Source organism: Gilvimarinus chinensis DSM 19667, assembly GCF_000377745.1.
GTDB classification, from domain to species: domain Bacteria; phylum Pseudomonadota; class Gammaproteobacteria; order Pseudomonadales; family Cellvibrionaceae; genus Gilvimarinus; species Gilvimarinus chinensis.
The window spans coordinates 1-13,100 of sequence record NZ_KB898706.1 but is presented as its reverse complement, the minus strand read 5'-3'; the positions used below and the strand labels follow the sequence as shown (position 1 = coordinate 13,100).

General features: G+C 52.5%; 14 protein-coding genes. 3 read left to right on the top strand and 11 right to left on the bottom strand.

Annotated features, from left to right (window positions below):
• Positions 1-12 precede the first annotated feature (12 nt).
• Both D568_RS0100070 and rsd read right to left on the bottom strand, forming a co-directional pair.
• Positions 13-1,005 carry a WD40 repeat domain-containing protein gene (locus D568_RS0100070; RefSeq protein ID WP_020207502.1) on the bottom strand — a complete coding sequence of 331 codons (993 nt, stop codon included), beginning with the start codon at positions 1,003-1,005 and terminating at the stop codon, positions 13-15.
• A gap of 70 nt (positions 1,006-1,075) precedes the next feature.
• Positions 1,076-1,540 carry a sigma D regulator gene (rsd, locus tag D568_RS0100065; protein ID WP_020207501.1) on the bottom strand — a complete coding sequence of 155 codons (465 nt, stop codon included), beginning with the start codon at positions 1,538-1,540 and terminating at the stop codon, positions 1,076-1,078.
• A 142-nt stretch (positions 1,541-1,682) separates the two neighbouring features.
• Here rsd and D568_RS0100060 point away from each other — a divergent pair, with 142 nt between their 5' ends.
• Positions 1,683-2,087, top strand: coding sequence for a flagellar basal body-associated FliL family protein (locus tag D568_RS0100060; protein ID WP_020207500.1), 405 nt, complete (start codon positions 1,683-1,685; stop codon positions 2,085-2,087).
• Here D568_RS0100060 and gshA read toward each other — a convergent pair.
• The 3 genes from gshA to D568_RS0100045 form a co-directional block, all read right to left on the bottom strand.
• Positions 2,071-3,696, bottom strand: coding sequence for a glutamate--cysteine ligase (gshA, locus tag D568_RS0100055; RefSeq protein ID WP_020207499.1), 1,626 nt, complete (start codon positions 3,694-3,696; stop codon positions 2,071-2,073). The two genes, D568_RS0100060 and gshA, sit on opposite strands and share 17 nt — an antisense overlap.
• A 14-nt stretch (positions 3,697-3,710) precedes the next feature.
• A complete protein-coding gene (locus tag D568_RS0100050; RefSeq protein ID WP_020207498.1) occupies positions 3,711-4,046 on the bottom strand; it encodes a hypothetical protein in 336 nt (111 codons plus the stop codon).
• A 79-nt stretch (positions 4,047-4,125) separates the two neighbouring features.
• Positions 4,126-4,674, bottom strand: a complete 549-nt coding sequence (locus D568_RS0100045) for a DinB family protein (protein ID WP_020207497.1) — start codon at positions 4,672-4,674, stop codon at positions 4,126-4,128.
• Between the two features lie 109 nt (positions 4,675-4,783).
• On the opposite strand from D568_RS0100045, the gene uvrD reads away from it, so the two are divergent.
• Positions 4,784-6,982, top strand: a complete 2,199-nt coding sequence (gene uvrD, locus D568_RS0100040; RefSeq protein ID WP_020207496.1) for a DNA helicase II — start codon at positions 4,784-4,786, stop codon at positions 6,980-6,982.
• Positions 6,983-7,076: 94 nt separating this feature from the next.
• The gene (locus D568_RS18670) at positions 7,077-8,273 is read left to right on the top strand and encodes a TRAP transporter substrate-binding protein (protein WP_051083976.1); all 1,197 of its coding nucleotides are present in this window, start codon (positions 7,077-7,079) and stop codon (positions 8,271-8,273) included.
• A gap of 86 nt (positions 8,274-8,359) precedes the next feature.
• On the opposite strand, the gene D568_RS0100030 is transcribed toward D568_RS18670, so the two are convergent.
• The 6 genes from D568_RS0100030 to D568_RS0100005 form a co-directional block, all read right to left on the bottom strand.
• Positions 8,360-9,319: a DUF4862 family protein gene (locus D568_RS0100030; RefSeq protein WP_020207494.1), complete on the bottom strand. Its 960-nt coding sequence runs from the start codon at positions 9,317-9,319 to the stop codon at positions 8,360-8,362.
• Between the two features lie 479 nt (positions 9,320-9,798).
• The gene (locus D568_RS0100025) at positions 9,799-10,296 is read right to left on the bottom strand and encodes a DoxX family protein (protein ID WP_020207493.1); all 498 of its coding nucleotides are present in this window, start codon (positions 10,294-10,296) and stop codon (positions 9,799-9,801) included.
• Between the two features lie 58 nt (positions 10,297-10,354).
• Positions 10,355-10,867: a YybH family protein gene (locus D568_RS0100020; RefSeq protein ID WP_020207492.1), complete on the bottom strand. Its 513-nt coding sequence runs from the start codon at positions 10,865-10,867 to the stop codon at positions 10,355-10,357.
• 528 nt (positions 10,868-11,395) lie between these two features.
• Complete coding sequence (locus D568_RS0100010; protein WP_157497579.1) at positions 11,396-11,683, bottom strand: hypothetical protein; 288 nt, start codon at positions 11,681-11,683, stop codon at positions 11,396-11,398.
• Positions 11,684-11,849: 166 nt separating this feature from the next.
• The gene (locus D568_RS18665) at positions 11,850-12,428 is read right to left on the bottom strand and encodes a DUF5946 family protein (protein WP_157497578.1); all 579 of its coding nucleotides are present in this window, start codon (positions 12,426-12,428) and stop codon (positions 11,850-11,852) included.
• 106 nt (positions 12,429-12,534) lie between these two features.
• Positions 12,535-13,100 (bottom strand): transposase (locus tag D568_RS0100005; RefSeq protein WP_020207489.1); only part of this gene is annotated, 566 nt, incomplete at its 5' end.

Here is a 13,100-nt window from a genome sequence, read left to right as displayed (position 1 = left end):
GCGGACAGGGCGCTAGTAACTCAAGGTATACACAAAACCATTGCCACTCACCGCCCGGTACTGATCCGGGCTTGGGGTAAAGCTTAACGCCATAACCGGCGATGCACTGGGTTGCCACATTTTGCGCTCGGGCAGCTGCCAGGTGTAGACCTCGGCCTGGCCATCAATATCCCACAATTGTACAAAACCGTCGGGCCTGCCGGTGAGCAGATAGCGGCCGTCCACGGAAAAGCGAGCCGCACTGATATTCAAGCCCCGCTTAACCCGTTCACGATTAAATGGTAACTGCCATAGGCTGTGATTATCAGCCGCCGTAAAAACCTCAATTCGGTCGTATTTTGCAGCCGCCAGCACCCGTGCACCATCCGCGCTTAGAGCCACTCGCTGCACAGGCTCATCGTATTGTCGTTGATGGCGCAGCTTACCGGTGTTGGCATCCCACACGCTGACCCGCCCGTCTTCACTTCCGGTTACCATCACCGCCAAATCATCGCTTAAAGCAACGGAGTTCACCCGGTCATCGTGGTCAAGCTGCAACAAAATACCGCCGCGACGCAGGTCGTACACCAGCGCTCGCCCATCGCTGAGCCCCACCAGAGCCACATTACCGTAGCGACCCACAGCAATACTTAAAGCCTCTGAAGGCAGACGCCAGTAACCCGCGCTGCGCCCACTAACGGTATCCCACAGCACCAAAGACAACTCATCAACGGTCACGGCCCAACCGCCATCGGGAGAGATCGCACTGGCTTGAATTAAGGTGTCATTAGCACGGCTATGGTTCCAATTAAACAGACGCTCGCCATCGGTTAAAGACCAGAAGCTCCCGCCATGATAAGCCGAGCCAACTACCGTATAACCACCATCACGAGACAAAGCCGCGCTTTGCACATTACGCGCGGCCACCTCCAGCTTTTCACTGGGGGCAGGGGTGCAAGCGATGAGTAAACCGAAGAGGCCAGAGAGGAAGAGTTGAAGAAAACGTTTGCAAAAGAGGTTACACATGGGTCGCCGTTTTTTCGGTGTACACGGCAAGTGTAGCACCCGCCCAAGTAGCGGGTGCATTTATATGGAGCTACTCGTCCACCAAGTCTTTGTGTGCGCTGTGCAATACCGCAATCATGCGGTCTTCAGCGGCAAAGCGCGCTTCCAGTGTTTCGCCCAGGTTGGACAAGTCGACATCAAGGCTTGAGAGGTCGTCAGTTTCCAGATACTTATCGTTAAAATCAAGAATCCCTTCGGTGGTCGCATCCACAACCTTAAAGTGCTCAGCACCTTCTTTAAGCGCTTTCTCATCGCCGAAGTCCTGCCCTTCTTTAATGAGCTGGTCGTAAACCTCAAAGTGCCCCGCCGAGACATAATCCACCATAATCTGGCACAAGGTACGTAGTGTCTCACCACGGGTGTCGTCGGGCTTTTTCTGATGGTTGGAAAGAGAGCAATAACGCACCAGCATTTCCTGTCGCTCCGCCAGCCAACGGTCGATAATTTGACTTACACCGCCCCAGCGTTCTTTTGCGTCCTGACAGTTTTCCAACATGGCTACCCTCTACAATCATCTGTCGTCATAAGACCGGCATAGTAACACGAGCAAGGTATTTAGTAATCTCTCCCGCGGCCGATAACTTGAGTCAAGTACGGCGTGTGGCTATGCTGAGTGCAAATGAATAAGGGTGGTAAACATGCTGAAAAAGTTAACCTTGGGATTACTGTTGCTGAGCCTTAGCCTGGTAACCGCAGCACAGGAAAAAGAGGAAGAGGTGGAAGGGTCTATATATATCCCCATGCAGCCACCCTTTGTCGTTAATTACGGTGGCGCAGGACGCCTGAAGTATTTAAAAACCGAACTGACACTAAGAGTGAACGATGTTCATACGGCCGCAGCCGCACGTCATCATATGCCCCTGCTACGCAATGCAATGGTGATGCTGTTTTCGCGCCAGAGCGAGGAGTCCATCACCACCCAAGAGGGCATCGCCCAACTGCGCGAGACCGCCAAGAGTGAAATTATCGCCCTGCTGGAATCCGAACAGGGCGAGGCGGATGTGCTAGAAGTGTACTTTAACGATCTTATTGTGCAGAAGTAGCGGCAGCCGGGTCTGTCTGCTCGCAACCGCAGCGGCGGTACTGGCGATAATAAGCTTCCAGATAGTCCGCAAAGCTGACCTCGTCGGCCTGTTCTACCGCCGTTTGTCGCTGGTGTGATTGGCGGGCCAGCTCGCAAAAGTGCTCCTGCCGCCCGGCGTCTAACCCTCTGCCCGCAAAATACTCGCGATGCCGATTGGCCATCTCTAAGGTGTGGGCGTAGTAAGTTTGCTGATTCTCTTTAAGAGACTGCAGCACCGCCTCGGCTGGAGTGGCCGCACGGCCCGCCAGTTTATCCTCCTGCGCGGCGAAAGCGCGGCGATAATCATCAATGCCCCAGGCGCTGTCTAAAAGCTCCGCGCAGCGCTTAATCTGCACCTGTAATTGCGCTGCCCAATCGGCCGCCCTGACGTCTTCTTGGCCGTTGTGCAGCGTCAGCTCGGGGTCAAGTCCTCGGTACACCACGCGCTTCTGGTTCTCGAGCAAGTGGGTGTATTCGGCGTCGGTTGCTTCGGGGCTATCTTGCAGCAAACAAAACAACAAGAAGGCATCCAGATAATGCAGCTGATCGCTGGACACGCCCAAAGGCTCAAACGGGTTTAGATCCACGCAGCGCACTTCAACATATTCAACTCCGCGCAAGCGCAGCGCCTGCAGCGCTGTCTCGCCCGAGGCGGTGGTGCGCTTAGGGCGAATGGTGCTGTAAAACTCGTTTTCGATTTGCAGCAAGCTGGTATTGAGCTGGCGGTAATGGCCCTCGGCATCGGTCACGCCAATCGCCTGATAATCCGGATGCGGCTGGGTAATGGCGCCGCACAAGGTTTTTAAGTAGTTATCAAGGTTGTTGTAACAAACAATTAGCGAGTTCTGCGCATCGCTCTGATACCCCAGATCGCCCATGCGCAGCGACGTGGCGTAAGGTGCGTGCAGGGTATTTTCGTCGCGGCCAAACGGCTCCAGCGAATGGGCGCGGCCGCGCACAAAACTGCGGCACACCGCCGGGGCTGCGCCAAACAGGCGAATTAACAGCCAGAAATAGCGGCGAAAATTACGAATTAGGGCGAAGTACTTATCGGTCTTAAAGTCTTGCAGTGACTGGGTATTACCTTCAATGCGCGCCAGTTCACGCCAGAAATCATCCGGCAGCGAGAAGTTGTAATGCACCCCGGCAATGGTCTGCATTGCGCGACCGTAACGATGGCCGAGCCCTAAGCGGTACACGGTTTTCATGGTGCCGCTGTTAGAGCTGCCGTAGCGGGCCACGGGTATAGAGTCATCCCCGGCCAGCACGCAGGGCATACTGCCGGGCCACAGCAGCTCATCGCCCAACTGACTGTAGGTGTAGCGATGAATGTCATCCAGCTGCGCCAGCACATCGCCAATGCGGGTGGCCGGCTCGGTAATAAATTCCAGCAGCGCTTCAGAGTAGTCAGTGGTGATGTGCGGGTGGGTCAGGGCTGAGCCTAATCCGCTGGGATGGTCCCCGCGGGATAGTCGCCCCTCGGGGCACACCCTCAGGCTCTCTTTTTCAATGCCGCGCAGTATTCCACGCAATGTAGGTTGAGCAGCGGGGGCGGCCAAGGCCGCCAACTGCGCGTCGAGCTGTGACAAAAGCTAATCCTCAGTTAGTGAGTCGCCTCGGAGGCAGTCGCGGGCGGGGCCTCGGGGTCGGGCGCGGCCGTAGCATCGTCCAAATCGAGCGGCTGGGTTTCCTTCTCTTTAGGCAAAGGCGGCGGCAGGATGTCTGGGTCAATGGCGGGCTGGCCGCGCTCGTTCAAACCGCAAGCCACCAGCTTAACCCGCTGAGTGTAATCCTTAGCGTTAATTTCAAATTTTTCGTTCACCGCTTCATCTTTATGGGGCGAGCGATACAGTGCGGCCGGATCACGACCGTCGAGCCAGGTGCGCTGCTTGCCGAGAAACAGCTTGTCCTGATTCTGAATAATGTAAACCTCAGACATAAATAACCATGCTTGTCTGTTACCAAAGAACTCTGCGCATAATGGGGCCTAATCACTCAGTGTCAAGTGCTAACCAGCCCTAGCCGGTCTCCTCCTGCCTCGGAATATCCAACAGAAAATCGGTGACACCCACATCCAGCCCACTTTGGGCCAGCAGCGTGCTCACCTGGCCACGGTGATGGGTTTGATGATTAAACACATGCATCACCAATTCGCCAAAGTCGCGGGTAGACGTTTCACCCCGCGTGTTGCAATAAGTCAGGGGCGCGGACAGGTCCGGCACGCTCAGCTCATCGCCTGCCCAGCGCATCATCGCCTCGTCCACCAGTGTGCGTGCGGCGGCCAGCGCCGCGAAGCGCGGATACACCAGCTGGTTCAACGACTGTGGGCGCGGCAGCTCTGCCAACGCCTGCAGGCTTGTATAAGCCTCGCGGTGCGCTGCAAAACGCGCAAGCCAAATCAGATCGCCCACCAGAATATGGTTCAGCGTTCCCAGAATAGAGCCAAAGTACGCCCCGGCGGGCCTACTCAATTGCGCTTCATCCAGCTGCGCCGCCGCCGCGTATATCTGCCGGTTCATCCGCTGGTTATAACGGGCGAGTAATTGGGTGTGGGTCAGAACATCCATTGTGGGGATTCTCAACGTCGGGTTTTACTGGGTAAATTTACAGTAAAATGCTATGCTTGCGCGCAACTTATTCACCCGTTTATAACACATCACAGCAAAAGATCACCTCATGTCTGCAGCAGAACTGACCGCCAGCCTCAACACCGCCCAAAATGAAGCCGTTACCGCCGACCCCGGCAATCAACTGATTCTGGCTGGTGCCGGCAGCGGTAAAACCCGAGTGCTGGTGCACCGCATTGCCTGGCTGGTGCAGACGCAGGGCACCTCGCCCTACAGTATTCTCGCGGTAACCTTTACCAACAAGGCCGCCAAAGAGATGCGCGCCCGGCTGGACGAACTGTTCCGCGAGGCGGGCACACCCATCAATACCCGCAGCATGTGGGTAGGCACCTTTCACGGCCTGGCGCATCGCTTATTAAAAGCGCATTGGAAAGACGCCAATTTGCCGCAAAATTTTCAAATTCTCGACAGCGACGATCAACTGCGACTGATCAAGCGGGTGTACCAAAACCTTGGGCTGGACGCCGAGCGCTGGCCGCCGCGCCAGGCCCAGTGGTTTATTAACGGGCAAAAAGACGAGGGCCTGCGCGCCAAGCATATTCAAGAGAGCGCCGACCCGTTTATTCGCACCATGGCGCAGGTGTACCGCGCCTACGAGGCCGACTGCGAGCGCGGCGGCCTGGTGGATTTTGCCGAGTTGCTGCTACGCGCCCACGAGCTGTGGCTCAACAAGCCGGCCATTCTGTCTCATTACCAGGGCCGCTTCCCGTTTATTTTGGTGGACGAATTTCAGGATACCAACTCGGTGCAATACGCCTGGCTGCGGGTGCTGGCCGGTGAGGCGTGTTTTGTTACCGCCGTGGGCGATGACGATCAATCCATTTACGGCTGGCGCGGCGCCAAGGTTGAAAATATTCGCCGCTTTGAAGAGGACTACCCACAAACCCACGTGGTGCGGCTGGAGCAAAACTATCGCTCCACCGGGCATATTCTGAAAGCCGCTAACGCGGTTATCGCCAACAACTTTGGTCGCCTGGGCAAAGAACTGTGGACGGACGGCGACGACGGCGCCCCCATTTCACTCTACGCCGCGTTTAACGAGCAAGACGAAGCGCGCTTTATCGTCGAGCGCATTAACGACTGGATTGCCAAGGGCAACGCCAAAAACAGCTGCGCGATTTTATACCGCTCTAACGCCCAGTCGCGCGTGCTCGAAGAAGCGCTGCTGCGCGAAGGCATTGCCTATCGCATCTACGGCGGGCAGCGATTTTACGACCGGCTAGAAATTAAAAACGCCCTGGCCTATATGCGCCTGGCGGCCAATTGCGACGATGACCCAGCGTTTGAGCGTGTCATCAACACGCCCACCCGGGGCATTGGCGGCAAAACCGTGGACGACATTCGCACCTTCGCCCGCGAACACGGTTGCTCACTGTGGCAGGCGGCGCGGCAAATGGTGGACAACAAAGTATTCACCGCCCGCGCGGGCAATGCCGTACTGGGATTTATCTCTCTGGTGGAAAGCCTGACCGAAAAAAGCACCGAGCTGGCGCTGGACTTACTGGCCGAGTCGGTGCTGGAAACCACCGGCCTGTTCGAATTTCACAAAAACGAAAAAGGGGAAAAGGGTCAGGCCCGCGCCGAAAACCTGGAAGAACTGGTAACCGCCTGCCGCGTGTTTAACGCTGAAGACGAAGACGAGCCGGTGCTGCAACAATTTTTGGATACCGCCGCGCTGGATGCTGGCGATGCGCAGGCCGATGAATTTGAAGACGCGGTGCAACTGATGACCCTGCACTCCGCCAAGGGTCTGGAATTTCCGCTGGTGTTTATGGCCGGCGTAGAGGAAAACCTCTTCCCCCATAAAATGTCTGTCGAGGACCCTGACCGCCTGGAAGAAGAGCGCCGCCTCGCCTACGTAGGCATCACCCGCGCGATGGAAAAACTGTACATTTGCTACGCCGAAACAAGGCGTCTGCACGGCGGCGAAACCTTTAACGCGGTATCGCGCTTTGTGAAAGAAATACCCGATGAGCACTTAGAAGAAGTGCGCATTAACAGCACCATCACCCGCCCCGCGCGCTTGCAAACAGGCGCAAAGCGCGCCAGCAAAAACCAGCCGCGCCTGTCAGACTCGGGCGCCGACACCGGTTTTCGTTTGGGCCAGCGCGTCATGCACAAAAAGTTTGGCGAGGGCATCATTGTTCACTTTGAAGGCTCAGGTGCCAGCACCCGGGTACAAATTAACTTTGACGCCGAGGGCACCAAATGGCTGGTGATGCAATACGCAAAACTCGAAGCGATATAACTGCCGCGTCGGGCACTCCCAAGTGAGCGCCCGACGTTTTTCAACAACGACCATGCTATGCTTTCTTTTTCCCTCCAAACAATAAAACAGCACCATGACTCAGTCCCGCTCCTTTAACGTCACGCCCCTTGTCATTCTCGCCTTGGTCGCTCTTTGCATCGTGTTATTCGCGGCCTTGGTGATGAGTAAAACCCAACCGTTTGGCAGCACCCAAAGCGAGGGTATACCCCAGCACCAGCAAACCTTTCGCTGGCGTATGGTGACCACCTGGCCGAAAAACTTTCCGGGCCTCGGCACGACCGCCGAAGAATTTGCAAGCATGGTCAATGACATGAGCGGCGGGCGCTTAACCATTCACGTCCACGGTGCCGGAGAAATCGTACCCGCCATGGGCGTGTTTGATGCAGTCTCTTCCGGCAGTGTTGAAATGGGCCATGGCGGTGCTTATTACTGGCGCGGTAAATCGCCCGCCACGCAATTTTTTACCACCGTGCCTTTCGGTATGAACGCCCAGGAAATGAACGGCTGGTTACACCATGGCGGCGGCCTGGAACTGTGGCGCCAAGTTTACGAGCCGTTCAATATTATTCCGTTTGCCGGCGGCAACACCGGCATTCAAATGGCCGGCTGGTTTAACAAAGAGATTAATTCGCTGGCCGATTTAAAAGGCCTGAAAATGCGCATCCCCGGCCTGGCCGGTGAGGTGTTTAACCGTGCCGGTGGCACCAGCGTTAATATTCCCGGCGGCGAGCTTTACACCGCCTTGCAAACCGGTGTGATCGACGCCGCCGAATGGGTCGGCCCGGCCAATGATTTAGCCTTTGGTTTTCACGAAGTGGCGCGCTATTACTACTACCCCGGCTGGCACGAGCCGGGCAGCACTTTGGAAATTTTAGTGAACAAGCCCGCGTTTGAAAAATTGCCCGCCGACTTGCAGACCATAGTCACCTACGCCGCCCGCGCCGCCAATCAGGATATGCTGGACCAGTACACCGCCACCAATAACGCCGCGTTAAACACTCTGGTGAACCAACACGGTGTACAGCTGCGCCGCCTACCGGATGAAGTGCTGCACGAACTGCACGCCATGACCGAACAAGTGTTTATCGAGCAGGCTGAGCAAAACGACATGTTTGCCAAAGTCTGGCAATCGTACAAAGACTTTAAACAAAAGTCCGCAGACTGGCATAAAGTATCAGAAGAGTCTTATTACGAGATTAGAAGTCAGAATATTCAATCTGAAATTAAACCAACCGGTAATAAACTTACCCAGAAATCGCACCAAGATTGATCAGAAAAACCATTCACAGAAAAAACTATCGCTTCTACAGGTCAGGACAAACCGCTAAGGCCCAGGCCCTAGCGGTTACCGAGGACTTACTGCGCCCTACTTATCATAGCCAAAGCTTCTCGGTTATAAGCCACTCGATTATCGACCGACTCATCTTTGGGGCGAATACCCAGTTTAACGCCTAGAATTGGTAGCTCCTCGCCCCCCGCGGCCTCCACACATCGGTGTATTTCTTCTTCAGTCATTAACGAGCCTTCAGCACCAATCTCGGCGCCGGCCGACTTTGCTGCAGGCATGTGGGTATCAGCCCAGCACCCGTAGGGCGTTTCCTGATCCGCTACACCTGAAAACATTAACCCGGCCAAGACGCCAGCATCTTTTGCCCGCTTAATGTGTTCAACGGCACCCGATGCAGAACGGGTTTCAATCACCGAGCGGCCCCAGTTAATTACCACCCCTATATCGGCGTTGTGAGCCTCGTTAACCGCTTTAACGACTTCAATTTCCTCATCCAGTGTCAAAAAGCCCTTTGCGGGAGTTTGCCCCTCAATAAACGTATCGCAATGCTCCAGTACAATTTGCGCGCCCTGCCAGTCCCAAGCCAACATGGTTTCTAGCGACGCCTTGAGCGAAGCAGGCGAAGAGCTTGCTTTGGCTTTATTGGGTGCAGTCTGCATTTCGATGGCCTGCACCACCTGACGACCTGCATGGGCATTGAGTTTAACAATAGCGGCGCGAGCTTTTTCCATAAACGCCAAAGCCTGTTCACGACCGTCAACATCATCCGAAGCGATGCCAAAGTGAGGGTTGCTCCCAATCGCTGCCATGGTTCCCGGCACACAGGTGAAAACAAACTGCCAGCTAGGGTCAATAGTCTTTAAGAACCATTCATCATCATGGGCGTGCAAGTGTTCCCCTAAAAACGGATGCTCCAGGCCTTTTAGCGTTGGTACTTTTTTTAATTGATCGTAAAACTCTGCTTCCAGCTTTGGGTCCCAACCGGAAGAACAGGGTGACGACGCGTAAGCGCCCACAAAATAAGACATTGTTTACTCCTTAAAAATAACCTGTGATATTGCCATGCATTCGTTAGACGAACACCGGGGTGAAGGTGACTTTTTATCCGCGCGGGAAAACTGAGACCGTAGGACATTGTAACGCAGCTGCGCCGTGAACGGCATCACGGACACCCCTCTGGTGACAGATCGCAAATAAACGTGTCTGTCGTTTCGCCATTATCTAACTCCGCCGTGGTCAGTACACGCTGGTATCCCCAACCGCCAGGGAATCGCGCAACCTTACCCTTGCCGCCCGCCAAAAGCCTTCACATATTTAAGTAAATGCTCATTGGGCTATCCTGGCGCTAAGGCTCCATATACGTACTGACTCTACGTTTGATTAAAGCATGACAATTCTGGATTTTGATCTGTGGCCCTCCCCACAATATCGCGGGGAGGTCAATGCTTTAGTTCGAAGTGCCCGTCAATGTGGGGGAACTGAAAGGTCGGAAATACCTTATAGTGCCTCAATCAGCCGATACTTTAACGCTTGGCTGTATTGACTTGTTACGATCTTTTAAGCACAGAAAATATGACCATACAATTAATATAATCTGTAGCGGTCCGCGTACTAATAAATAAACAGGCCCCCATTGATGCCCACCAAGGCCAATGCTATTTGATGCCGCATAAATGTTTGCCGGAAAGAAGATAACAAAAACTAAAATTGCAAGCTTTGCAGCAAGGGGTTGATACCTTGGTATAAAGAGAGCGATACCTATCAATAACTCAATTAACCCTGTGAAATAGACTAATGCTAGGCGCAAAGGAACCCAAGGCGGTAACATTTCGACCATTCCTTCCGTTTGAAAAAAGTGCCCAACGAAGAAGAATAGGAAGGCTATTCCCCACCCCCAACAGGAATATTTGGGAACATCTAAAGGCTTTTTACTCAATATTGAATAAAGAAAGGCGATACTCAAAGGACTACTCAACAGACATAGAATAATTATTGGAGTTGACATGGTCCCTCATGAGGTCATAACGCGCTGGCTCTCATTCTGCCGCTGATTGTTATGCACGTTAGTTGCGCCGCTCTCGAATGTCTGTGATGACCTGATTTGTTACCTTCCACTCACCCTCAATTTTACCGAGGACAAATGTAAATCCAATTTTTCTATTTGAAGCACCAACAGAAGATCCACGGTTACTTTCCGCTCTTCCGGTGATCACAACAGCACTCTCACCTATATATCTCCTGGAGATTTCTTGATAAGACTCGGCTTCATACTTAGCGATTTCAATATCAAACCCTACAAACAGGCGTGTATCTAAAAATTTTTCTAATTCTTTAGAGCCCCTGAATGTACGACCAAATGCATTCGTCCACTCAGCATCTTTAGAATGAAGATTTGCAAAAGTAGCGGAATCATGCCGAGACCATGAATTCCACAGATCTTCCATTAATTCATCAATCGCTAACGCATCTGAGGAAACCGCCGGAGAACCAAAGACCTTGTAGTCTTGTACCGGATAATATTCAGCATGGCCCGCCAAGGAAACCGTAAGACAGATTATAAAAATTAATTTTTTCATTATTGAGAGCCTCCTTTGCTACTAGTTTTTGTGAATAACGCCGCGCACACGGGCGCGAGCTTGCGAGCGTCCCACCACCGCTCGCGGTGGTGTAGTGCTGCACCTGGTTATACGTTGCTAACCCGCCAGCCAAAATGTAGCTCCAAAGACTAATAGCCCACCTAAAAAAATCCAATTAAGCCAGAAGTAAATGTTACACCAAAGCCGTGTGTTTTCGTCTAGGTTGTATCTTGAAAACTGCCTAAGGCCAATAAAACCTAAGCTAAACGACCACTGGGAGAAACCATTCCACAGCGGCACTGGAGAGCCAGCCTCTTTGTAAACTTCCGGGTACCTGCCCCTTAGTTTTAAAAGGACCACAGTATTTACGGCTGCCAATAACACCACAACGAAAAAAATTAGCCACATGCTAAGGACCGATTACGTATAACGCCGCCAGCACGCACGGATTTGTAGTGGAGGCGAAGCCGCAACGAAAAAAAGCCGTCGCTGTGCTGGGCATTGTTAGCGACTGCCTTCAATTGGTGTTCATCTGGAAACAAATAGTGGCACCATGTACTGGCCCATAGCCGATGGAAGATTGGGATCATTAACATGCAGCAATTTTCCAACACTGCGATCCCATTTAAACTTTGAGTATATTTCGCCAGTACTGGCATAAATCTCCAAAATTCCCCATTTCACACCCCACCGGCTCTCCTGGTCATTTGAATCTCCGCCAATAGATCCATCCGGCTTGAAGAAAATTCGCTTGTTCTGTTCTGGAGTGCTATCGCCCCTGAAGTAAAGATCAAATTTTCTATCTGTATTCGACACAAGTTTTCTAATTCTATTCGAACGAAATCGTAGCATTACCAACCAGCCAATTGCGCCGACGATTGCAGTGGTCGTTATGGATACCACGGTGCTTAAGCACCTGTCCCGCGATAACACACCATAATTCAGTCATATGTGTAGCTCCGATTGGACGCTAACGCCGCATTCACCGGCTTGTCCGGTGCAATGCATTGTTAGGCAACCACTCTCTAATAATGTTGTGATGTATTGACCACGCTTCCCATGCTGTTCGAGCCCATTCTTTAACAATAGCTTTATGCTCTTCTACTGACTTAGCTCGATAGACATCAGCAGCAGTAATTGAACCAAAGCTTGAGGGAGGCTCAAGATAAATAAACGAATGTTTTTCCTTCCCTGCTTCGAGCATGGCGTCATTCGCATTTTCGGCAGTTAGTCCATGCTCTAAAAACAAGCAAAGCCTAATCAAGTGTACACCAACAGATTGTATGCTCTGACGATCTTTTGAACCTGGATGCTGGACTGCGTATGCATCAACGGTCAATCGGTGAACTTCAAAATATGCTGGATCGCTATACTCACGAGCCAAAACTTCACCATAAACCGACCAGCACCCCGGAGACGAACTCATGTATCGATGCACTGGCCCATCAATATTAGGAAATACCCCACCACAACTAAAACACTTACAAGTATCCATATCGATATTCTGTGTATTGCCTAACGAGGCTGTAGAAAAACAGATCTGCAATTGCAGCTTTTCCACAGGCCATTTCTCTGTAATTTACTGACCACTATTTGATCATAACTGCTTAACATAATCACCTAATAGGCGTTCAGAGCACAGATCGAGTGTAGATAAGTCTGTGTCCTCACCCTATGGAACCATATCGTGCGATTTTCTCAATATTGTGGACTAAGCAATACAACTGCCATTGTCCTTCGACCTTCTTTCGACCACGTAACGTAAAACGATTAAGTCGCTTATTGGTGCCGATATTGCCAAACACCGGCTCAACGACCGACATTCGATGACTGTAAATAGCTTTACCAAGCCGGCTATCGACTCGGCGCTTCATCCAGTCCGTCGCTGTGCGCCCATTCGTCCACGTAAATGACACTTGGCGCCCAGCGCCCTCGCGTGTATCCGCCGAGCTCGGGTTTCGCATGCACTGTTCTTTAATAGGGCAATGCCGACAGTCGGTGAGCTTGCCCTGGAAAAACAATTTACGTTTTCCGTTGGGCTCGACGGTTTCGTGACTGAGCCACATTTCATTGCCTTCGGGACAACGACAGGTTTTTTGTCGTTTATCAAAGTCGAATTCGCTGGACGGAATAACACTCTTGATGCCTTTTAAGGTATCTCTGTGCCGTTTTCCGTATTTGTCTTTTTGCTTGGCAAAGGTTTTGTCACGACGACGAAATTGATTGTCGGGAA